Annotated in this window: 22 protein-coding genes; 14 read left to right on the forward strand and 8 right to left on the reverse strand. The window is 42.7% G+C overall.

Translation table 11 applies throughout. From position 1 onward, the window contains the following. Window positions 1-43: 43 nt before the first annotated feature. Complete coding sequence (locus G399_RS0101330; protein ID WP_006011294.1) at window positions 44-1,552, reverse strand: Ppx/GppA phosphatase family protein; 1,509 nt, start codon at window positions 1,550-1,552, stop codon at window positions 44-46. 12 nt (window positions 1,553-1,564) lie between these two features. Then, complete coding sequence (gene rhlB, locus G399_RS0101335; protein ID WP_006011296.1) at window positions 1,565-2,872, reverse strand: ATP-dependent RNA helicase RhlB; 1,308 nt, start codon at window positions 2,870-2,872, stop codon at window positions 1,565-1,567. Between the two features lie 98 nt (window positions 2,873-2,970). Here rhlB and trxA point away from each other — a divergent pair, with 98 nt between their 5' ends. The 5 genes from trxA (at window position 2,971) to G399_RS0101360 (ending at window position 8,414) form a co-directional block, all read left to right on the forward strand. Then, window positions 2,971-3,297: a thioredoxin TrxA gene (gene trxA, locus G399_RS0101340; RefSeq protein ID WP_006011297.1), complete on the forward strand. Its 327-nt coding sequence runs from the start codon at window positions 2,971-2,973 to the stop codon at window positions 3,295-3,297. A gap of 439 nt (window positions 3,298-3,736) precedes the next feature. Continuing rightward, window positions 3,737-5,002, forward strand: a complete 1,266-nt coding sequence (rho, locus tag G399_RS0101345; protein ID WP_006011298.1) for a transcription termination factor Rho — start codon at window positions 3,737-3,739, stop codon at window positions 5,000-5,002. Between the two features lie 347 nt (window positions 5,003-5,349). After that, complete coding sequence (locus tag G399_RS0101350; protein ID WP_006011299.1) at window positions 5,350-6,654, forward strand: amidohydrolase; 1,305 nt, start codon at window positions 5,350-5,352, stop codon at window positions 6,652-6,654. A gap of 117 nt (window positions 6,655-6,771) precedes the next feature. Then, a complete protein-coding gene (gene purE / locus G399_RS0101355) occupies window positions 6,772-7,263 on the forward strand; it encodes a 5-(carboxyamino)imidazole ribonucleotide mutase (RefSeq protein ID WP_006011655.1) in 492 nt (163 codons plus the stop codon). Continuing rightward, window positions 7,260-8,414: a 5-(carboxyamino)imidazole ribonucleotide synthase gene (locus G399_RS0101360; RefSeq protein ID WP_006011654.1), complete on the forward strand. Its 1,155-nt coding sequence runs from the start codon at window positions 7,260-7,262 to the stop codon at window positions 8,412-8,414. The genes purE and G399_RS0101360 overlap by 4 nt, the downstream gene beginning before the upstream one ends. 23 nt (window positions 8,415-8,437) lie before the next feature. Here G399_RS0101360 and G399_RS0101365 read toward each other — a convergent pair whose 3' ends face one another. From G399_RS0101365 to G399_RS0101380, 4 genes are read right to left on the reverse strand one after another with little or no spacing between them, the layout of a single operon-like run. After that, window positions 8,438-10,726: a xanthine dehydrogenase family protein molybdopterin-binding subunit gene (locus G399_RS0101365; protein ID WP_006011653.1), complete on the reverse strand. Its 2,289-nt coding sequence runs from the start codon at window positions 10,724-10,726 to the stop codon at window positions 8,438-8,440. Window position 10,727: 1 nt separating this feature from the next. Next, window positions 10,728-11,234, reverse strand: coding sequence for a (2Fe-2S)-binding protein (locus G399_RS0101370; protein ID WP_006011652.1), 507 nt, complete (start codon window positions 11,232-11,234; stop codon window positions 10,728-10,730). Window positions 11,235-11,259: 25 nt separating this feature from the next. Next, window positions 11,260-12,417 (reverse strand): iron-containing alcohol dehydrogenase, encoded by a 1,158-nt coding sequence (locus G399_RS0101375; RefSeq protein ID WP_006011650.1) that lies wholly within the window; start codon window positions 12,415-12,417, stop codon window positions 11,260-11,262. A gap of 46 nt (window positions 12,418-12,463) precedes the next feature. Continuing rightward, a complete protein-coding gene (locus tag G399_RS0101380) occupies window positions 12,464-13,162 on the reverse strand; it encodes a type 1 glutamine amidotransferase domain-containing protein (protein WP_006011648.1) in 699 nt (232 codons plus the stop codon). Between the two features lie 120 nt (window positions 13,163-13,282). Here G399_RS0101380 and G399_RS0101385 point away from each other — a divergent pair, with 120 nt between their 5' ends. Then, the gene (locus G399_RS0101385; protein ID WP_006011646.1) at window positions 13,283-14,215 is read left to right on the forward strand and encodes a LysR family transcriptional regulator; all 933 of its coding nucleotides are present in this window, start codon (window positions 13,283-13,285) and stop codon (window positions 14,213-14,215) included. Between the two features lie 58 nt (window positions 14,216-14,273). On the opposite strand, the gene G399_RS0101390 is transcribed toward G399_RS0101385, so the two are convergent. Next, complete coding sequence (locus tag G399_RS0101390; RefSeq protein ID WP_006011644.1) at window positions 14,274-14,972, reverse strand: type 1 glutamine amidotransferase domain-containing protein; 699 nt, start codon at window positions 14,970-14,972, stop codon at window positions 14,274-14,276. 370 nt (window positions 14,973-15,342) lie between these two features. On the opposite strand from G399_RS0101390, the gene G399_RS0101395 reads away from it, so the two are divergent. The 3 genes from G399_RS0101395 (at window position 15,343) to G399_RS0101405 (ending at window position 17,512) form a co-directional block, all read left to right on the forward strand. After that, window positions 15,343-15,816, forward strand: coding sequence for a copper chaperone PCu(A)C (locus tag G399_RS0101395; RefSeq protein WP_006011642.1), 474 nt, complete (start codon window positions 15,343-15,345; stop codon window positions 15,814-15,816). 26 nt (window positions 15,817-15,842) lie between these two features. Beyond that, window positions 15,843-16,310, forward strand: coding sequence for a Dps family protein (locus G399_RS0101400; RefSeq protein ID WP_006011641.1), 468 nt, complete (start codon window positions 15,843-15,845; stop codon window positions 16,308-16,310). 119 nt (window positions 16,311-16,429) lie between these two features. Further along, window positions 16,430-17,512 (forward strand): PQQ-dependent sugar dehydrogenase, encoded by a 1,083-nt coding sequence (locus tag G399_RS0101405; RefSeq protein WP_006011640.1) that lies wholly within the window; start codon window positions 16,430-16,432, stop codon window positions 17,510-17,512. 92 nt (window positions 17,513-17,604) lie between these two features. Here G399_RS0101405 and G399_RS0101410 read toward each other — a convergent pair whose 3' ends face one another. Further along, on the reverse strand, window positions 17,605-17,916 hold the full coding sequence (locus tag G399_RS0101410) for an Mpo1-like protein (protein WP_026843350.1): 312 nt from the start codon (window positions 17,914-17,916) through the stop codon (window positions 17,605-17,607). A 147-nt stretch (window positions 17,917-18,063) separates the two neighbouring features. Between G399_RS0101410 and G399_RS0101415 the strand changes: the two genes are divergently transcribed. From G399_RS0101415 to G399_RS0101435, 5 genes are all read left to right on the forward strand, one after another. Beyond that, entirely contained in the window at window positions 18,064-18,924 is an 861-nt protein-coding gene (locus tag G399_RS0101415) for a thioredoxin family protein (protein ID WP_006011639.1), read from the forward strand. Window positions 18,925-18,937: 13 nt separating this feature from the next. Next, entirely contained in the window at window positions 18,938-19,132 is a 195-nt protein-coding gene (locus G399_RS0101420) for a DUF2065 domain-containing protein (protein ID WP_006011638.1), read from the forward strand. A 74-nt stretch (window positions 19,133-19,206) separates the two neighbouring features. After that, window positions 19,207-20,505, forward strand: a complete 1,299-nt coding sequence (locus tag G399_RS0101425; protein ID WP_006011636.1) for an adenylosuccinate synthase — start codon at window positions 19,207-19,209, stop codon at window positions 20,503-20,505. A gap of 244 nt (window positions 20,506-20,749) precedes the next feature. Beyond that, complete coding sequence (locus tag G399_RS0101430) at window positions 20,750-22,156, forward strand: aldehyde dehydrogenase family protein (protein WP_006011635.1); 1,407 nt, start codon at window positions 20,750-20,752, stop codon at window positions 22,154-22,156. 12 nt (window positions 22,157-22,168) lie between these two features. Beyond that, window positions 22,169-22,585 (forward strand): VOC family protein, encoded by a 417-nt coding sequence (locus G399_RS0101435; protein ID WP_006011634.1) that lies wholly within the window; start codon window positions 22,169-22,171, stop codon window positions 22,583-22,585. Window positions 22,586-22,593: the final 8 nt, after the last annotated feature.

The raw sequence follows: 22,593 nt of genomic DNA on the forward strand, positions 1-22,593 counted from the left end.
TAGTCGATATCAGCTCTGCCTGTGAATAGCGCTGCGTCACGCATTATTCACAAGCTAGCTTCCAGCCCGCTTTATGTTGCAACCAAGTTTCATGGATGACTTCGGCATGTACTAGTGGCTGTGAGAGTAAAACGCCATCGCCGAAGTGTAAATGCCAATCATCGCCTGATACAGTAAGGTTAGGGCTGGGAATAGTGTCGTCTCGTCTGCGAGTACATAAAATCACGGAAATCCTGACAATACGCAATGCGTTGACGAGCATTTCTTTAAAGTCTTCTTGGTAGTTATTAAATACGGTTAAATCAATGTCTTGGCGGTGCATGCCAACTAAATCTCGAATAAACATACGTTGCAGTGTGGTGAAGCCGGTTAATTCAACATGTGTCAAAATATACGCACCATGTTCATGAAACTTCTTATAGCCGATGTGTAAGCCAAGTTCGTGTAGCGCTGCCGCAGAAGAAATGAGTGCTTCTGTGTCAAAGTCACAGAATTTGCTCTGTGCACACATCTGACGGCTTAACGCCATAGCTACTTTACGCACTCTGTCGCTTTGTGCTGTATCGACATGAAAACGTGAAACCAGTTGATTGATGCCTTGAGTTCTGCGATCAGCTCGTTGGTAATTATCCAACATGCCGTAAATCATCCCCTCACGAAGCGCACCACCTGAGATTTGCATGTTTTTTAAATTCAATTGCTTAAATAGTGCGATTAGGATAGCCAGGCCAGCCGGAAAAATGAGCTTGCGTGAATCGGCAAGTCCATCAATCTGTAGACTATCAATATGCTGACAAGCAACAGCTTGGTCACGTAATTGATACAGGTAATCCAATCTGATAGCGTCGTTTATACCTTGTTTAACCAAGATGCTGACAACAGCTTGAGGAGTGCCTGAAGCGCCTAAGCATTGCTGCCAATCAAAGCATTTGAACGTCGCTGCATACGGGACTAGCATTTGTTCCGCGGCTGCGAGCGCATGCTCGAAGTTTTCTTTATTTATCAACCCCCCTTTAAAATACCTTTCCATGAAAGTGACACAACCCATGTCCACACTGTTTAAATGCAGCGGTTGCATATCGCGGCCAACGATAACTTCGGTACTCGCACCACCGATATCAACAACTAAAGTATTGCCTTGGTTTGCAGAGGTATAAGCAACCCCTAAATAAATTTGACGGGCTTCTTCTTCACCCGATATAACGTTGATTTTGTGATTAAGGATACGTTCTCCACGGGTGACAAAATCGGCTGCGTTATTAGCAATACGCAAGGTAGCTGTGGCGACAACTTTAATGTTTGCTTTAGGGATGTCGTCTAATTGTTCGCGGAAGGTTTTTAAACACTCAAGACCACGCTGAATGCTCTCTTCTGATAGATTGAAATCGTCATCGAGACCTGCAGCGAGTCTTACTTTGCGTTTATTTTTACTGACTATTTGAACACTACCGCTGAGCACTCTAACTATCACCATGTGAAAGCTATTTGAGCCTAAATCAACGGCAGCATAATATTCGTCTTGTATAACAGTATTGGGTACTTCTTGGATCAAGCGCGACTACCTCTAGTTTCTTCCTTGGTGGTTCCTTTTTGGACCACTTGGACGCTGCCCACCAGAAGAACGACCACCTCGATTACCTGGTCGACCATCAGTTCTGCCTCGTGGCTTACGATGAAATACAGGCGCCTTTACGTCTTTCAGTAACTGGTTAGGATCATAGTCAGTTACGGTAATTTGACCTTCAATATACATTTCAATAGCTGGTAAATTCAATGCATATTTTTCGCAAGCGAAACTAATCGCAATGCCACTTTCACCCGCTCGAGCTGTTCTGCCGATGCGATGCACGTAATCTTCTGCGTCATCGGGTAGGTCATAGTTGAATACATGCGTAACTTTGGGAATATGCAAACCGCGAGCAGCAACATCGGTAGCTACCAATATATCTATTGCGCCGCTGGTAAAGTCCTCAAGAATACTCAAACGTTTCTTTTGAGGCACATCTCCACTTAACATACCTACTCGATGTCCGTCAGCTTGTAACCAAGCAGATACGGTTTCACAACCAAATTTGGTATTGGCAAACACAATAGCTTTGTCGGGCCACTCATTTTCGAACAGAGTTAACAACAGCAGAGGCTTGTCTTTATCTGATGGATAAAATAATTCTTCAGTTACTCTCGTTGCCGTTTTCTTTTCGGGTTCAATTTGTACATGAGTTGGATTATTCATATGTTCATAAGCGAGCTCTTGAACGCGGAAACTTAAGGTAGCAGAAAATAGCATACTCAAGCGTTGAGTTGGTTCTGGCATGCGTCTAAATAAATAGCGGATATCTTTGATGAAGCCGAGATCAAACATTCGATCAGCTTCGTCGAGTACAGCTACTTGTATATTTTTCAACGAAAAAATATCTTGCTTGTAATAATCAATTATACGGCCAGTAGTACCAATAACAATATCTACACCTTTTGTTAGTCGATCCCGTTGACTTTCGTAACCTTCACCCCCATATATTAAGCCAAGTGATAGGCCGCAGTGTTTACTGAGCAATTCTGCATCATTGTAAATTTGCACCGCAAGCTCTCGGGTTGGTGCCATAATAATGGCTCTGGGACTCGGTTTACTTGGCTCGTTGTCAGGTTTTGGGTTATTTAAGAGGTGGTGGAAAGTAGCCACCAAAAATGCAATAGTTTTGCCTGTCCCAGTTTGTGCCTGCCCCGCAATATCGTGTCCTTCAATAAGTTGAGGCAGTGACATTGACTGAATTGGCGTGCATTTGGTAAAATTGGCTTCCTCAAGCGCTCTTAAAATAAGCGGATGGATCGGAAGATCGGAAAAAGATGTATTTGTTAAATGTGTTTGTGGCATAGCTTATAGCTTATCATTGCTTGCATTAAAAACAATTTCTATTAACACTATAAGGCAAGGCTGAAAGTCTCAGCGGATGACCAAATTTGGAGAAAAGAATGAGCGACAAAATTATCTCGTTGAGTGACGAAAAATTCGAAGCAGATGTAATCAATGCTAACGGTCCTGTTTTAGTTGATTTCTGGGCTGAATGGTGCGGCCCTTGTAAAATGATCGCCCCAATCTTAACTGAGATTGCTGACGAGTTTGCAGGGAAGGTAACAGTTGGTAAGCTTAATGTCGATGAAAATAACGAAACACCACCTAAATATGGTATTCGTGGTATTCCAACACTATTGCTTTTCAAAAACGGTGCAGTTGCAGCGACCAAAGTGGGAGCACTGTCAAAAACTCAATTAGTTGAATTTTTGAACGAAAATATCTAAACACTGTTACTGGCATTTATCACTGCCGGACAAACCATTAAAGGCCATCAATTTTGATGGCCTTTTTTATTTAAAAGTTATTTTTTTGTAAAACTGGACGATAACTTAATTTAGTGCTAACTTATTTGAGCGCTCACCCGAGCAAAGCTTTTTTTATATTCCTTCAGTGCCCACTGTTAGCTAGTTACTCACGTTAAAGTAGTGTGAAATACAATTGTTAATAGTAGCTGTGTAAACAGCTAATCGTCTACAGCTGGTATCAACCTTATGTTGTTATTCTCTCTAGTCAAACAGTCTATAAATGTAGCATTGAAAGAAAACATAAAATCATACTCCAATAACTGACAATTTTAACCAGAGACTACTTTTGATAGGGCATTGTTAAAAAGAACAAATAGTTTGTACTTATTACGCCGCCTAAACATAAAGACCTACCAATATGAATTTGACCGAATTAAAAGACAAACCCATCAGTGAATTAGTATCCTTATCTGAAGAGATGGGATTAGAAAATCTAGCCCGAGCTAGAAAACAAGACATTATATTTTCAATATTAAAATCCCATGCGAAAGGTGGTGAAGACATTTTTGGAGGTGGTGTTCTTGAAATCCTTCAGGATGGCTTTGGATTCTTGCGCTCCGGTGATTGTTCCTATTTAGCTGGGCCTGACGACATTTATGTCTCACCGAGTCAAATTCGACGCTTCAATTTGCGCACAGGTGACACTATTGCGGGGAAAATTCGCCCACCAAAGGACAGTGAACGTTATTTCGCATTGCTTAAAATACGTGAAGTAAACTTTGATAAACCTGAAAACTCTCGCAACAAAATCCTTTTTGAAAACCTAACTCCCTTGCATGCCAATGAACGTTTTAGACTAGAACGTGGGAATGGCAGTACTGAAGATATCACTGCACGTATACTTGATTTAGCATCCCCAATTGGGCGTGGTCAGCGTGGTTTGATTGTGGCACCGCCAAAAGCAGGTAAAACACTCTTACTGCAAAACATCGCACAATCAATTGCGGCAAACTATCCAGAAGCTCAGTTAATGGTTTTGTTAATTGATGAGCGCCCAGAAGAAGTCACAGAGATGCAGCGTTTGGTGCAAGGTGAAGTTATTGCTTCCACTTTTGATGAACCAGCGAGTCGTCACGTTCAGGTTGCTGAAATGGTCATTGAAAAAGCCAAACGTCTAGTTGAACACAAAAAAGACGTGGTTATTTTGCTTGATTCACTTACTCGTCTAGCGCGCGCTTATAACACGGTTATTCCTTCGTCAGGTAAAGTACTTACCGGTGGTGTTGATGCGAATGCACTGCACAAGCCTAAGCGATTCTTTGGTGCAGCTCGAAATGTTGAAGAAGGTGGCAGTTTAACAATCATCGCTACCGCTTTGATCGATACGGGCTCCAAAATGGATGAAGTAATTTACGAAGAATTTAAAGGTACGGGTAACATGGAACTGCATTTAAATCGTAAGATTGCTGAAAAGCGTGTGTTCCCTGCTATTGACTTGAACCGCTCAGGTACACGTCGTGAAGAACTATTAACGTCCCAAGACGAATTGCAGAAAATGTGGATACTACGTAAAATTGTCCATGAAATGAGTGAGATAGACGCGATAGAGTTTTTAATTGGTCGTCTAGCGATGACAAAAACAAACGATGAGTTCTTTGACTCAATGAAACGTTTGAAGAGCTAGTTTTTTTATAGCACAACTTAAATATGCGGATTAAGTTTTAGCAACCGTTATTAAACTCGAGCCGTGATATTTTTATATTGCGGTTTTCTTGTATCGCGAAAAATTGTCTATCGCGATCGCTTGTTGCTGTCGAGGGGGAATTGAATCAGCTTAACGAAACTGCAGGGGATGCCTCAAACAATGCAGATTGACTGTCTCTTTCGGGAAAAAATGTCGAGGTCATTATTGTAACGTTCGTAATGAAATCTATTTTACGCTACTGTTTTGGTTGCTACTTAGTGTACATTTAATACACTCAATCGAATTCAATTATCAAACAATAATAAAAACCAAGGTAGATCATATATATGAAACGCTTACTTCCTCTGTTTACAGCTCTGTCGCTTATTATTTCCGGTATGGTGAGTGCCCAAGAGACTGACACTGTGGCTATGATGGCTGATAGAATTGAGCCTGAAGTAATCAAGTGGCGTCATCACTTGCATCAAAATCCAGAATTATCTAATCGCGAGTTTGAAACTGCAAAGTACGTTGAAAAATATTTACGTGGCTTAGGGCTAGAAGTTACTACAGGTGTAGCTATTACTGGTGTTGTTGCTATTTTAGATTCAGGAAAGCCTGGCCCAACGGTTGCATTGCGAGCCGATATGGACGGTTTGCCGGTTCCTGAGAAAAATGATTTACCTTTTAAATCTATCGCAAAAGGCATGTTAGATGGAAATGAAGTACCCGTTATGCATGCGTGCGGACATGATACTCACATGGCTATGCTAATGGGGGCAGCAAAAATCCTAACAGAAATGAAAAGTGAATTGCGCGGTAAAGTTAAATTCATCTTTCAGCCGGCAGAAGAGGGTGCGCCTTCAGGAGAGAAAGGGGGTGCTGAAGTCATGGTTGCAGAGGGCGTTTTAAAGAACCCTGATGTTGATGTGATTTTTGGTTTGCACATAAGCTCCAATACTGATGTGGGCAAAGTACGCTATAAGCACGGTGGCATTATGGCCGCCGTTGACCCGTTTAAAATCATTGTCAGAGGCAAGCAGGCTCATGGCGCATACCCATGGAAGAGTGTCGACCCAATCACTACCTCTGCTCAAATCATCATGGCATTACAAACTGTTGTTAGCCGCGAAATTAAGGTGATTGACGATGCCGCTGTAGTCACTATAGGTTCTATTCACGGTGGAAATCGTTCGAATATCATTCCAAATGAAGTTGTTTTGGTTGGTACTATTCGCACATTAAACAAAGCGGCCCGTGAGCATATGTACGAAGCAATACCCCGCAAAGCCAAAGGCATTGCTGATAGCATGAGAGCTGAAGTTGAAGTCATACTGCCATTGGATTATAGCTATCCAATTACATTCAATGATCATGCGCTTATGGATCAAGTACTACCTACGCTAGTTCGCACCGCTGGGCAGGAAAACGTAATTAACTCAAAAGCGGTAACCGGCGCAGAAGATTTTTCTTTCTTCCAGCAGGAAATACCAGGTATTTATTTATGGGTAGGTGGTAAACCATTGGATGTATCTGAGGCAGATTCACCAGCTCACCATACGCCAGAATTTTTTGTAGATGACAGTGGTATGAAGTTAGGCGTAAAGCTTTTGACTAACATGACTCTGGATTATATGAAAAACGCAAAATAAGCAGTAAGTTTTGCTATAAAAAAGCACGATATTGCGTATAATATCGTGCTTTTTTAATGGCTAGAAAAAATTATCAAGCTGATTTGATAGCCTTAACCGATTGAAGTGGTAATTAAAATGGCGCAAGTTGCAATTGTAATGGGTTCAAAATCTGATTGGCCTACGATGCAGAAAGCAGCACTTATGCTTAGAGAGCTAGGTGTTTCATATCAAGCGAAGGTTGTTTCAGCTCATCGCACCCCTAATTTATTAGTCGAGTTTGCTGAAAGTGCAGCTGAGCAGGGCGTGCAAGTAATTATTGCTGGCGCTGGTGGCGCAGCTCACCTGCCCGGTATGATTGCCGCTCACACACATCTCCCTGTTTTTGGTTGTCCTGTTCGTTCAAGTCAACTCAACGGTTTAGATTCATTACTTTCCATTGTGCAAATGCCTAAAGGTGTTGCAGTAGGAACGCTCGCTATCGGCGAAGCGGGCGCTGCTAATGCGGGTTTGCTTGCTGCTCAAGTTATCGCTTTGCAAGAGCCTAAGGTGAGAGACGCAATTATTGCATTTCGAAAAAAACAAACTGACACAGTGATGAAAAATCAAACCTTGGAATTAGACGTTTGAAGGTTTTAGTTTACGGTTCAGGCCAACTAGCACAAATGATGTATTTGGCAGCGGCACCGCTTGGAGTAATAGTGAGTGCAGTTGATGTATTCACGGAAACCGTTGTGGATCCGGTTTCAAAAAAACCAACCGGGGTTTCACTGAGCCAAGCAATATACGATGCAAGTGCAATTACTATCGAATTTGAGCACGTACCTGAACATTTATTATTAGAAGCAGACAAAAGTGGAAAGCTCTATCCTAATGTCGCGTCTATTTTGGCCGGTGCAGATCGTGTCAGAGAAAAAGTCTTACTAAGTAAGAATAAAATCCCTAATTGTGATTATTTGATTATTAACCATGTCGATCAGTTAGATGGTGTGGTTGCTGCTCTGGGCGAAAAAGTCATCTTTAAAGCAAGCCGCGATGGTTATGATGGTTATGGCCAGTGGCGAATAAGCACAGCTGCAGAATTACTAGCGTTACGTCACGAGTTTTCATTGCTCGACTTAAAAAAAGTGCCATTGATTGCAGAAAAGATGATGCAATTCGAGCGCGAAATATCTTTGCTGGGCGCCAGAAGTAAAGACGGACGAGTCGTGTGTTTTAGCTTAGCTGAAAATTTACATCATGAAGGACAATTGCATGTGTCAGTTGCTCCTATCACCAAGCTTTCCGATACTTTGCAACAAAAAGCGAATGACATTTTTGCAACCCTTGCAACCTCGATGGAGTATGTTGGTGTGTTAGCTGTCGAATTATTTCAATGTGGCGAAGAGCTATATGTAAATGAAATAGCACCGCGTGTGCATAATTCAGGGCATTGGACTCAACAAGGTTGCTCTACAAGTCAATTTGAACAACACATAAGAGCGGTTTTGGGTTTACCTTTAGGCAGTACTGAGGTGATTGGTGTAAGTGCAATGGTTAATATTATAGGCTGTACAACGTTTAACCGCGACTTAATAGGTATTCCCAATGTACACTTACATTGGTACGGCAAAGAAGTCCGTGTAAAACGCAAGATGGGCCATATCAATGTTATTGCAGATTCACACGCTAATTTAGGTCTGAAGCTGAAGCAACTAATTGAATTTTTGCCGCTTGAGCACTTCCCAAAATTGGAAGGTGAAGCGACACGCTTACAAAAAAGCAGTGGGTTTGTTTATTAACCCACTTTATCGGTCTACTCAAATCAGCTTGGCATCGCTGCTAATACTGTTTCAGGACGGATGGGTAAGTCTCTTACCCTCGCCCCTACGGCGTTAAAGATTGCATTTGCAATAGCGGGTGCGACTGCAATTAAGCCCGGCTCACCTAAGCCAGTCGGAAACTCTGTGTTTTGCACAAAACTGATATCCAACTCAGGTAGATTATTCATCCTAAGAGGCGAGTAGGTATTAAGGTTCGTATCTTTAACCTGGCCTTTCTCAAAGGCTGTGCCTTCAAATAAGGCTAAGCTCATTCCCCACAACATAGAACCTTCAGTTTGAGCTAATGCGCCGTCTGGATGCACCACTGTTCCGCAGTCCAGTAGGCCAGTTAATTTATGTACTTTAACGGCACCGGTTTCAGGATTAACTTCAACATGAGCAATACAGGCGCCCCAAGTTGGCATGTCGCGCTCTTGTCCAGCAGCGATTGCGATACCAAGCCCTTGATTTTTCGGCAGCTTACGACCCCAATCAGCTCGCTCTCGGATATCAGTTAACACCTTAGCTAAACGTCTCGCACCACCCAAAGAAACAGGCGATGTACCTGCATTCTTGCCACTGGCATCGAGTAAAGATAAGCGAAAATCGATAGGGTCAGTACTTTGCTTATGCGCTATTTCGTCCATAAAAGACTCAACCGCCCAGCCCGTCCAACCGGGCCCTACCGCTCTCAGGTAGCCTGGGACGAAGGTTTTTTGTGCCAGCGGATTATTAATCGCACGTACCCTATGGTTCGCTAAGGTATACCAATGGTTGGCACCCGCAATAGCAAACGGGTCATAAGTACCCTTTTTGTCCACACCCTCGGGCATCGAGCTCGGTGCCACAGCTAGCGTAGGCCAGCCCGCAGCGGCGCCATGTTCAATTCCGAGTAATTGTTCATCGTCGCCCCAGTACGCATTCATTTGCTGCACAGAGGGAGAGCGTACACAATCAAAACGCGAGTCATCTTCACGTGTAAATACGAGCTTAACCGGTTTGCCGATAGCCTGGGCTGTTAATGCCGCAGGTATCATGTAATCACCCATTAAGCGGCGACCGAAACCACCACCTAAATAATACTGATGGATAATGACCTTGTCTTCGCTCATACCCATTGCTTTGGCAACCACGGGTAGAAATAATGACTGCCACTGATTGCCGCAATGGACGTGACATATTCCGTCTTTGATCTCTACTGCTGCGTTTACAGGCTCCAAAGTAAAGTGCAATACAGACGAAGTGCGATATACAGATTCAAGGGCTGTTTTTGCAGTCTCAGCGACTTTTGTTACATCACCTTCTTCAACCACCAATGTGCCAGACCTCTTATCCTGAACAAGTGCTTCTCCTGCTGCGATAATATCTTGTTCGCTAACATTGGTTGTTTCGCCTAGGTCATACTCAACCTGCAGTGCATTGCCGGCTTTAATTGCGCCGTAATAGCTGTCGGCTAGTACAGTCACCCAACCTTGTACGGTATCGCTAGGATCCTTGAGTATTTGGTAACCCTGATAGCCTTTTACTTTCTTAGCAGTACTGTCATCAACACTTTTGATGACACTCCCATAACGAGTAGGAGGTATAACAGGTCTTGCATAAACCATGTTGTCAAGTTCAACATCGATACCATATTTCGCACTGCCATTGGTTTTAGCCGGAATGTCTAGCGCGTTGCTGGGCTTGGATATCAACTGACGGTTGGCAGGACTCTTGGGTTTGAATTCTGCCAACTCCTCGGCGCTAAATATGCGGTCAATATTACCGTTTTTTACAATGTCGGCAAAACTGACCGATTGATTACCGGCAACGATCATGCTGTTTTCTGCTGTGCAGTCTTGCGGATTGACGCCGAGTAATTTGGCTCCAGCATCAATCAACGCCGTGCGCCCGGCGGCTCCTGCTTGAGACATAGGCACATAGGTTTGAAAAACTGACCATGAGCCACCGGTAACCATGTAGCCCCATTTAGGGTCAGTATCAACATGCTTAATTTCAATCTTGTCCCAATCGGCACCTAGTTCGTCGGCAACGATAAGGGCGATGGCGGTACCCACATGTTGGCCCATTTCTGCACGCGCGATATTGACCAAAATCTGGCCATTAATATCAATTTCAAACCAAACGGTTGGGCTAAATAGCTTATCCGACAGTTGCTTTGCTACGCCACCTGAAACAACTTCAAGGGCGTTAATAGCTGGAGCAAATGCCATCATTAGACCACCACCAACTGAGCCAATCAGAAAGCTACGTCGACTGGGCACAAATGTGTCTTTGCTTAATCGAGTCATTTTAACTTACTCCCTGAGTGTTTCGGGTTGCTGTCTTCGGCTTGTAAATTTGGACCACCGAGTCGGATTGCATTGCAACCTCTTTGATAGCTTCTTTAATACGGATATAAGTCATGCAGCGACACAAGTTACCGCTCATATAGGTTTCGATTTCATCTTCGCTCGGATTGGCATTGGTTGCGAGTAACGCAGCAGCTTGCATGATTTGTCCTGATTGGCAGTAGCCGCATTGCGGTACTTGGTGTTCTATCCACGCTTTTTGTAATGGATGCTGGTTTTCTAAACCTTCAATTGTTCGAATGTCTGTATTAGCGATTGCATTAATCGGGAGTGAGCAAGAACGCACGGGCGAACCATTTAAGTGCACCGTGCAGGCGCCACACATGGCAATACCACAGCCAAATTTAGTGCCCTTTAAGCCGAATTCGTCGCGGATCACCCATAATAAAGGCGTGTCGGCCTCTGCATCCGTTCTTATCTTTTTACCGTTCAATGAAAATTCAATCATGCTTGTATCCTTTTGATACTGCCAATTAAAGCGCAGTGACTAAAATTTCACGGCTTACGTCAATTGTAACAGAACTATGTTCACCTAACTTAAGCATACCATGTTGAGTTAACTTTTCGATCAATAAATCAATATCCGCTGCACCTAAATCGACATGTGATAAACGCGTTGGAACTTGCATCTTTTCGAAAAACTGCTCGGTTAATTCAATCGCACGATTAATACGTGAATCCTCATCACCGTCTGTCACATTCCAGACACGCTCGGCGTACTGCAATAATTTTTCACGTTTAGCTTCCTTGCGCACTTTCATTACGGCAGGTAACACTATTGATAATGTTCGAGCATGATCAATGCCGTGAGTACCTGTTAGTTCATGACCAATCATATGAGTTGTCCAATCTTGCGGCACACCCGCTCCAATTAAACCATTAAGCGCCATTGTTGCCGCCCACATAATATTGCCGCGAACTTCTAGGTCTTTAGCAGTCTCAGGAGCCAGTGCTTTTGGTCCTTCTTCAATTAAAGTAAGAAGTAGTCCTTCAGCAAAACGATCTTGTACTTTAGCGTTTACGCTGTAGGTCAGGTACTGCTCCATGGTGTGAACAAATGCATCCACTGCACCGTTGCCGATTTGGCGATCGGACAATGACAGTGTTACCGCGGGATCCAGTATCGCAAAGATAGGGCGAACTAGCGGGCTTGCGAATAGCAGCTTATTACCATTACGTGTCACTACAGCACCCGTGTTCGACTCAGAACCGGTTGCTGGTAGAGTCAATACACAAGCAAGTGGCAAGGCCTTGTGAATGCGTGCGTGCTTGCTTACGATGTCCCAAGGGTCTTCACCTTCGAACAACGCTACAGCAGCAATAAATTTGGATCCGTCAACAACCGAGCCACCGCCAACCGCTAAAATAAAGTCGATATTGTTTTCTTTTATAATATCTTGTGCCTTCATTAGCGTGTCGTAACTTGGGTTTGGCTCGATACCAGAGAATTCAAACCAAGTATGATTGGCTAATGCTTTTGTAACTTGCTCGTAAACGCCGTTACTTTTGATTGAACCGCCGCCGTAGGTCACGAGTACTTTCGCATCGCTAGGGATCTGCTTGCTTAATGAGGCTATTTGACCCTCACCAAAATGAATTCGAGTGGTGTTTTGGAAACTAAAATTTAGCATGGATATTACTTCTCATTATTTTTAAAAAAAGTTCAGGGATTTTAATCTAAGCTAGGGCTGTAAGTAATTTTTGTGCAGCTAATTCTGAGCTTTGAGGGTTTTGACCTGTTATTACTAAGCCATCCTGGATCGCAAGTACATTCCAATCAGCTACTTTTTGATACTTGCCACCGCGCTTAATTAACTCATCTTCTAGCAAGAAAGGAACAATATCCATTAGCTGCACGGCATCTTCTTCACTATTGGTAAAACCCGTTACTGCTTTGTCCTTAACTATATGTTTGCCAGCAGCGTCTTTGACATTCAAAAATGCAGCTGTTGCATGACAAACTGCGGCGACTGGCTTGTTGGCAGCTAAGAAGCTTTCAATCAATGAAATAGAAATTAGGTTGTCAGTAAGGTCCCATAATGGCCCGTGACCACCTGGGTAGAAAACAGCGTCGTAGTCTGACGCGTTTACATCAGCCAACTTAGTTGTATTAGCCATTAATGCTAGGACTCCGTTATCGGCGTCATAGCGCTTGGTTGACGGCGTTTGAAAATCTGCTAATTCACTTTTCGGATCAATAGGTGGTTGGCCACCCTCAGGCGAAACTATAGTCACTTTTAAGCCTGCATCGATAAACGTATAGTAAGGCGCGGCAAATTCTTCTACCCAAAACCCTGTTTTTTCGCCGCTATTGCCTAGCTCGGCATGGGAAGTTAACACCATTAATACGTGCTTAGCTGTTTGTTGTGTATTCATTATCTTTCTCGCATCTGTTTTAGTGTACGCATAGTGTAGATCTTAAGATGATTTCTAACAATACCAAGAAAATAGATAACATTGTTCTAAAAATTAATACAATCTTTGCTATGATGGCGTATGAATCTATATTTTGAACAACTCAAAAGTATGGTGGTCTTTGCTCAAGTCGTTGAGCAGGGCAATCTAACCGCCGCGGCAAAACATATTGGATTATCCCGAGCGGTTGTCAGCTACCACATTAAAAAACTGGAATCTGAGCTTGGGGTGAAATTACTTAACCGCACTACACGCTCAATTGCGTTAACCGAAGCTGGAGCTGAGTATTATCAGTCTTGCCGAGTCATCGCAGAGCGAGCAATAACTGCTAACCAGCAAATAGAGAATATTAAAAACGAACCCGAGGGCCTATTGAAGATAACCTGCCCTGTCAACGTGGGTTTGCAAATGGTAGTGCCTGCATTAAATCACTTTCGCAGCTTGTATCCCAAAATTGACCTCGATGTAATGCTCACCGACGAGGTAGTTAATATTATGCAAGAGGGCATCGATCTCGCAATTCGAGGCGCACCATTGCCTGATTCAGGCTTACAAGCCCGTCAGCTTTCTACATTAGCGACCTGCTTATGTGGAGCCCCAGATTATTTCAAAAGACGAGGTCGACCAAGCACCCCTGCAGATCTAGAAGAGCACGACTGGGTAGTGTATCAAATGACCTCACCAGCCATCGAACTGAATAAGGGCGGCCATGTGTATAGTGTTTTGGTTAGAGGTGGCATTAGTACTAATAATGCGGCGGCACGAACCGCTTTTATCGAGGGTGGTCATGGCTTAGGCCGGATCCCAGTATATGATGCTTGGCCCAAAATTCAAGCAGGTACTTTGGCATCCGTATTGGATGATTACCAGTTAAAAGACATTGACATATATGGCGTTTTTCCTCCTGGCAGTGCCGCCTCAAAAAAACTGAGGCTGTTGCTTGATTATTTAAAGGAGTATTTCATTAAAATTGACCGCCAAACTCAAAACCCGATGTCTAACATAAGGCGCTAAGATTGGTGCTAACACGACATTTAAGGCACCTCTGTATACTATTAGTAATTAAGTGTAATCACGCGTTCAATTTGCTGACTAGTCTCTTTGCCGCAGCCGCCGAACTTGACGGGTTTTGCCCGGTAATGATTAGACCATCTTCAACTGTGAATGAGGCCCAGTCAGGGCCTTTTTGGTAAACGCCACCTTTTGCTCTTAGCTCATTTTCTAATAGAAAAGGGACCACTTGCGAGAGTTCAACCGCATCTTCTTCAGTGTTACTAAAACCGGTAACAGTTTTGCCATTAACGATTGATCCACCTTGTGGATCCTTAGCATTTAGAAATACAGCACTAGCGTGACAGAGCGCGGCAACTGGCTTGTTGTGCTTAATTGAGTTTTCAATCAATGAAATTGAATCTACATTATCAACTAAATCCCACAGTGGGCCATGGCCGCCGGGGTAAAAAATAGCGTCTATTTGATCAAATTCAATGTCGCTTAGCTTTAAAGTATTTGCTAGTTTTGCTTGTGCTTTTGCATCCTTATCGAATTTTCGTGTATCCTCAGTTTGAAAATCAGCTAACTCACTTTTGGGGTCGATAGGTGGTTGCCCGCCTAATGGGCTTGCTAAAACAACATTAAAGCCAGCATTCTTCAAAACGTAATAGGGTGCAGCCAATTCTTCAACCCAGAAACCTGTTTTTTCGCCTGTGTTGCCTAATTTATCATGTGAGGTAATTACCATCAAAATGGTCTTTTTTGCTAAATCTGTCATATAATTCCTGTATTACTTTATAAGTGTCTTAAGGAGCGTATAGGATATACGAAACCAGTATGATTTTGGTGTTATCACTGTTGGTCATCAAACATGCTATTTTGGCATAAGACGATGCGTCGGTCCTACAGTCTAGTGTCAAGGCGAATAAACATCTCACATGGTCTAGCAAAAAAGATAAAGCAGTCTTGATTAATTAGACTACTATATAATTAAATATACAATTGAATTGCGGAAATGAGGTCTAATGGCGATTTTTGAATGCTATTGATTAAGCCAGTATATCGCCACCTTTTTTTCTTTTTCAAATATACGTGCAATGTAGACATTATTGTCAATTCTAAAATGACTTTTGATAAAGGAAGTATCTATGCATCAGCGTCACAAAATAGGATTTATTTTTTCTATAATCCTTGTGTTAATGGCTAATTCAGCCAGTCTTCACGCTCACGAGCACAAGCAGGCGAAAGGAAAAGTGGCTGTCGAGAATGCTTGGGCGCGAGCGACGTTTGCGCTAGCAAAAACAGGTGCCGTTTATTTGAGTATAGATAATCAAAGTAAAAGCGACTTAAAACTCTTATCGGTTAGCGTTGACTCTGCTGTTGCGAGTGAGGCTCAGTTGCATGAAACCTTAATGCAAGAAGAAATGATGATGATGCGCGAAGCCCAAGACGGATTTGAAATTCCTTCAGGCACAAGCCTTGAATTTTTGCCCGGTGGGAAGCACGTAATGTTAATGGGGCTTGAAAAACCCCTCGAGACAGGCGAGCAATTTATATTGTCTTTGATATTTGAAAATAACAAAGTAGTACGAGTTCCTATTGAAGTAAAAGATGCTCGATAAAAATCAACTAAACTGGAGAAAATTTAATGAGTCAAATAGATATTGGTATAAGCGAAGTTAGCAGACAAGAAATAGCCCACGGCCTTAACAAACTGTTGGCCGACTCATACACATTATACCTGCAAACGCATAACTTTCATTGGAATGTAACCGGTCCACAATTTCGTGAATTACATTTGATGTTTGAAGAACATTACACTGAGCTTGCACTCGCGGTGGATGAAATAGCTGAGCGAATTAGAACCTTAGGCTTCGCTGCGCCAGCCACCTACAGAGCCTTTGCTGAACTCAGCACGGTAAAAGAAGTGGATGGCGTGCCTGAAGCTACTGAAATGGTTAATATTTTAATGCAAGCACATGAAACGGTAGTTCGTACTGCTCGGGGAGTGTTGAAAATTGCTCAGCAGGCTGATGATGAATCCAGCGCATCTTTAATTGGCGATCGCATGCGCGCGCACGAAAAAACAGCTTGGATGTTACGTGCGACGCTATAAAAATTAATTCAAATTGTCGATCACAAAAAGCTGAGATCGAACAAATTGTGTGCATGGAAATGAGGCGATATAAATCGATTTTCGTCTCGTTCCGCACGCCTTAAAACGAGATAATACTTATGAACAGAACGCTTATTGCCGCCACCATTCTTACTGCTCTGCCTACGTTTACCATTGCAACTGAAATAAAAGTTGAAGAGCTCGCTAGTGGATTAAAAAACCCTTGGAGTATTGCCTTCATGAATAATGGCGATGCCTTGGTCACTGAGCGTGCTGGTGGTTTGCGCCTACTTTCAAAGAGTGGTGAACTGAGTCCTGCAATAAGCGGTTTGCCTGAATCCTCAGTATTTGGACAAGGGGGAATGTTGGGCGTAACTATGCATCCTGACTTTGATGATAACAAGTGGGTTTATGTTTGCTTGTCTGTTGCTAATGGTAAACAAAGAGGCAGTGAAGTTCATCGCGGCAAGTTAGTCGGCACAACACTGGAAGATGTCAAAGAGATTTTTGTCGCTAACCCTAAACTCGATACCGGTCATCATTTTGGTTGCAGACTAGTTTTTGATAACGATAAAAAGTTATTCATTTCTTTGGGTGACAGGACCAAACAAGATCAAGCGCAATTAACCAGTAATCATATTGGGGTGGTGGTAAGAGTGAATGATGATGGCTCTGTGCCAAGCGACAACCCATTCTTAGACGGCCAAGCGCCAGAAGTCTTCAGCTATGGTCATCGCAATGTGCAAGGCATGGCACTGTACCCTGCAAGTGGCCAAATTTGGACACATGAACATGGGCCCAAAGGCGGTGATGAAGTTAATATTCTAGCCAAAGGTGGTAACTACGGTTGGCCTAAAATCACCTACGGGGTAAATTACAACGGTAGTTCAATCACCGATAAAACTGAGATGGATGGTATGCTTCAGCCGCTCACTTACTGGGTACCTTCTATTGCCCCAAGCGGAATGGCGTTTTACACGGGTAATGAGTTTCCTGAGTGGAAAGGTAACTTGCTGATCGGTTCTTTAAAGTTTAGATACCTTAATAGAATGGATATGGACGGTGAAAAAGTAGTGAAGCAGGAGGAGCTACTTAAAGAACGCAACGAACGCATTCGCGATGTAAAACAGGCGCCAGATGGCAGTATTTATCTGCTCACTGATGATGTCAACGGTAAAGTATTAAGGTTAACAAAGGGCTAAATTTCGCTTTGTAAATCAACCAAACGGCTAGGTTTAAATGCTAGCAGTTTCTTTAGTGGCAGTCCAAAATACCTCAGAATCCCAATAACTGTCTAATTCTGTAATGAGACCTTGCCAGTCAGAATGTCTTTAAACATAAGCCAATCGCCCATGAAACTGTATAATGGATACTGAAATGTAGCGGGCTTGTTGCGTTCATAGAAAAAGTGTCCTACCCATGCAAACCCGTATCCAATGACGGGGATAAGCCAGAGGAATAGCAATTGGTTGGTGATTAGCGCAAAGGCTATGAGTATTAGGACAAGCCAAGATCCAATGAAATGCAACAAACGGCAGGTACTGTTTGCATGTTCTGACAAGTAATAAGGATAAAAATCACTAAAGCTCGTATATTTTTGTTCCATGTCCGACACCCTCTTCTACGCTAATATTACTCGATATTAGCACATCATTGCGGAGAAACAATTGGTCTCTGTATACTCAAAACAGGTTGCTTTCTATGAATAAAACCCAATACTCTGTGTTATTGAATAAAATAAGAAAGTAGAGTTATGTTGCCAGAAGTAAATGCAAACCAGATTGATATAACATTAGAGAATTTCCAACATGTTATTTTGGAAGAATCAAAAACCAAGGTGGTGATGATTCAGTTTTGGGCGCCATGGAGTGAACCGTGTACGGAATTAGCACCAGTGCTTCAGCGTATCGCTGCAGAATATCAACGTGATTTATTATTCGCTCGGGTAAATTGCGACGAACAACAGGAAATTGCGGGTCAATTCGGCGTAAAAGGTCTACCCACCGTTATTCTGGTTAAAGACGGTCAACCCTTAGATGGATTTGCAGGTCCTCAAGAAGAAAAACAAATTCGTGAAATGTTAGATAAACACCTGCCTAAAGAAGAAGATGGCTTATTGCAATCGGCAATGGAATTAGTTTTGCAGGGCAACTACCACGACGCGTTTAGCTTTGCCAAGCAAGCGTTGGAATTAAGCAGTGAACGTGCTGATATTCGCTTAATGATGGCTGACTGTTATGTTGAAGTAGGCCAAGTGGAACTGGCTAAAAAATTAGTGGATCAAGTGAAGTTAGTAGACCAAGACGGCCAGTATCAGGCTATTGTTGGTAAAATCCAACTGGCAGAACAAGCGGCTGATTCACCAGAAATACAACAGTTACAAACTGAACTTGAAGCTGATCCACAAAACATGGAGCTGAAAGTTAGCCTTGCAGTGCAGCTGCATCAAGGGCACCGCACCGAAGAAGCCTTAATGTTGTTATTATCAGTGTTAAGACAAGAATTAGGTTTTGGCGATGCGAAAAAAGTTACATTGGATATGATCAATGCACTTCCCGATGGCGACCCGTTAAAATCACAATATCGCCGTAAAATTTACAGCCTACTATATTAGGTACGATGTTTAAATGTTAGACAGTATTCTTTTGGCTATTTGTTTTGTGTTAATTGTAGAAGGATTGATGCCTTTATTAATGCCAGATAAATGGAAACAATTTTTGATGCAAATGGCGTTACAGCCTAGTCAATCTTTGCGCCGAATGGGTGGTATTTTAGTGGTTATCGGTGCTATAAGTGCTTATTTCTTACTAATGAATACATAAATAGCAAATATGGGGTGATTTTTACCTCATATTTTTGCTAATATCTCCGCCTAATTTTCTGAAATATACCTCTCATGGCTAAAAATGTTGTAGTACTCGGCACCCAATGGGGTGACGAAGGAAAGGGTAAGGTCGTTGACCTTCTTACTGAGAAAGCTTCTTTTGTCGTGCGCTATCAAGGCGGACACAATGCGGGGCACACGCTCGTTATTGATGGCGAAAAAACCGTACTTCACTTAATTCCCTCAGGTATCTTGCGTGAAAACGTCAAGTGCGTGATCGGAAATGGCGTTGTTTTAAGCCCTGAGGCATTGCTAACAGAAATGGCGATGTTAGAAGAGCGCGGTGTGCCGGTAAAAGAACGATTGGTCATCAGTGAAGCTTGCCCATTAATTTTGCCTTTTCACATTGCATTAGACATCGCAAGAGAAAAAGCGCGTGGTAACAAAGCCATAGGTACTACTGGGCGCGGTATTGGCCCAGCCTATGAAGATAAAGTATCGCGCCGCGGTTTGCGGGTTGGCGATCTCTTCAACCCAACAGACTTCGCTATTAAGTTAAAAGAGGTACTCAGCTATCACAACTTTATGCTCACTGAGTATTACAAAGTTGACGCGGTTGATTACGATACTGTTCTGAAGCAAGCCCTTTCGGTTGCTGATCTATTAAAATCAATGGTAGTGGACGTAACTGATTTACTTGAAACGGCAAGACAAAATAATCAATCGATCATGTTTGAAGGTGCGCAAGGTACCTTGCTTGATATTGATCACGGTACCTACCCATATGTAACTTCTTCAAATACAACGGTCGGTGGTGTTTGCACTGGCGCAGGTTTTGGTCCACTCAATCTCGACTATGTGCTGGGTATAGTCAAAGCTTACACTACTCGTGTTGGTTCGGGTCCTTTTCCGACAGAGTTGGATTGTGAAGTTGGCCAACATCTTGGTGTTAAAGGCCATGAGTTTGGCGCAACTACCGGGCGTAAACGTCGCACTGGTTGGTTTGATGCTGTTGCAATGCGACGCGCAGTTCAATTAAATTCTATTTCTGGTTTGTGCCTGACTAAGCTAGATGTTTTAGATGGTTTAGAAACATTACGCATTTGCATTGGTTATAAAGATGCAGCCGGTAACGTTAGTAAAATACCACCACTAGCTGCAGAAGGTTATGACTTAGTCACTCCCGTTTATGAAGACATGCCTGGTTGGTCTGATAACACTTATGGCGTAACAATGTATACTGACCTTCCCGTTGCTGCTCAAAATTACGTTAAGCGTCTTGAAGAGCTGACAGGTATCTCGATCGATATAATTTCAACCGGTCCTGACCGCAAACACACCATGGTCTTGCTCAATCCATTCGATGAATAATCTATTTGGGCGGGGAACCGCACAAATAATGTATTGATTCACTCAATAAGATGATAACAATGCTGACACTTTGTCGGCATTGTTTCTGACTAGCGATTTGAATATTGACTTAAATATTGATTTGATTATTAAAAAGTGCAGAAGCGACCCATTAAATTGCGCGTAAACAGGTGTCTATTATTCGCTTTACCGGATGCCTTTGCTACGCTATATATAAACCCCATAATTATTTCGAGTGTGTTGAATGCAAAAAGTCTCAGAAACTGTTCACCAAGCTAATTTCTCGTCTCATCGTGAGACTAATATAGATGAATTAAAACGCACTTTCGCCACAGGCCGAACTAAGCCTTATCAGTGGCGAGTTGAGCAATTAACTGCACTAAAGCAACTAATACAAGAGAATAGCAATGCAATTATTTTGGCATTGCACACCGATTTAGGCAAATCTGAGACCGAATCGTGGTTAACTGAAATTGGTTATTCAATAGCCGATATCAAGGGGAATTTAAAACGACTTAAGTCTTGGATGAAGCCGACAAAAATCAGTACGCCAATGATCACTCAACCAGGGAAAAGTTACACTATTAGCGAACCACTTGGCGTTGCTTTAATTATTGGTGCGTGGAATTATCCTTTTCAATTGGTTATTACACCGCTCGTTGCTGCTATGGCGGCTGGTAATTGCGCGGTTATTAAACCTTCAGAGTTATCTGAGGCAACATCAGCACTGCTTGCTAAACTTGTGCCCAAGTATCTTGATAATGCGGCTTTTAAAGTTATTGAAGGCGGTAAAGACGAAACCACAGAGTTGTTAGCGCAACCCTTCGACAAATATTTTTACACCGGCGGGGAGCAAGTCGGTCGTATTGTTATGGCTGCGGCGGCTCAGCATTTAGCACCAGTAACATTGGAACTTGGTGGTAAAAGTCCCTGTGTAGTTGATGGTGAAACAAACCTAGATGTAGCGGTTAGACGCATTGTGTGGGGTAAGTGGATGAATGCAGGGCAAACTTGCGTTGCCCCTGACTATGTTCTGATTGAAGAAAAATATCTGGCCGATTTCAGTCAACGTTTGATTGCCGAGATTAAAAAACAATATGGTAAAGAACCATCACAAAATACAGATTACGGGCGAATAATTAACCAACGACATTGTTCGCGTCTAATTAATTACTTAGAGGGTGAGAATATCATTCATGGGGGTAAACACAACCTAGATAATAAATTTATTGAACCTACGGTTGTGATTCAACCTGCCGCTAGTTCCGCATTAATGCAGGAAGAGATATTCGGTCCAATTTTACCGATTATTACCCTTAAAAGTAAACTGCAAATACTCGACTTTATTACTGCCAAACCGAAACCACTGGCAGCTTATGTATTTACTTCTAATGCTAAATTTGAAGCTGAATTTATTGAGCGCGTTAGTGCTGGCTCCATATGTATCAACGACACAAATATTTTCTTAGTAAATCACGATCTACCGTTTGGTGGTGTTGGCACAAGTGGAATGGGGCAATATCACGGTAAATGTGGATTTGATACTTTTAGTCATACAAAGTCCGTTATGAAACGCAGTTTTAAGTTTGATGCAGCCATACGATATGCGCCTTTTAGTAAGTTTAAGCTGATGTTACTCAAAAAGTTTTAATAGGATAAAGAGATGCCCGTACCTTTTCATTTAGCTATAGCCGTGACAAGTCTAGCCCAAGCAAATTCATTTTACGGTACGCTTATGGGCTGCGAGCAGGGGCGGCGCTCTGAACAATGGATAGACTGGAATTTTTTTGGTCACCAACTAGTTACTCATCTTGTTGCTACGATGCCGATATTACCAGAACCAAACGAAGTAGACTCGAAAGCTGTCCCAGTTCCCCACTTTGGTGTTGTTTTGAGCATGAATGAATGGAAAGCGCTTGCCCAGAAGTTAGTGGCTGCTGAGCAAGCTTTTGTGATTGAACCCTACATTCGGTTTGAGGGAAAAGTGGGCGAACAAGGAACCTTCTTTTTACTTGACCCTGCGGGAAATGCACTTGAGTTCAAAGGTTTTGCAGATGATTCTCAGTTATTTGCGAAATAGTGCATAAA

The sequence above is a fragment of the Brumicola pallidula DSM 14239 = ACAM 615 genome, from assembly GCF_000428905.1.
GTDB lineage: Bacteria > Pseudomonadota > Gammaproteobacteria > Enterobacterales > Alteromonadaceae > Glaciecola > Glaciecola pallidula.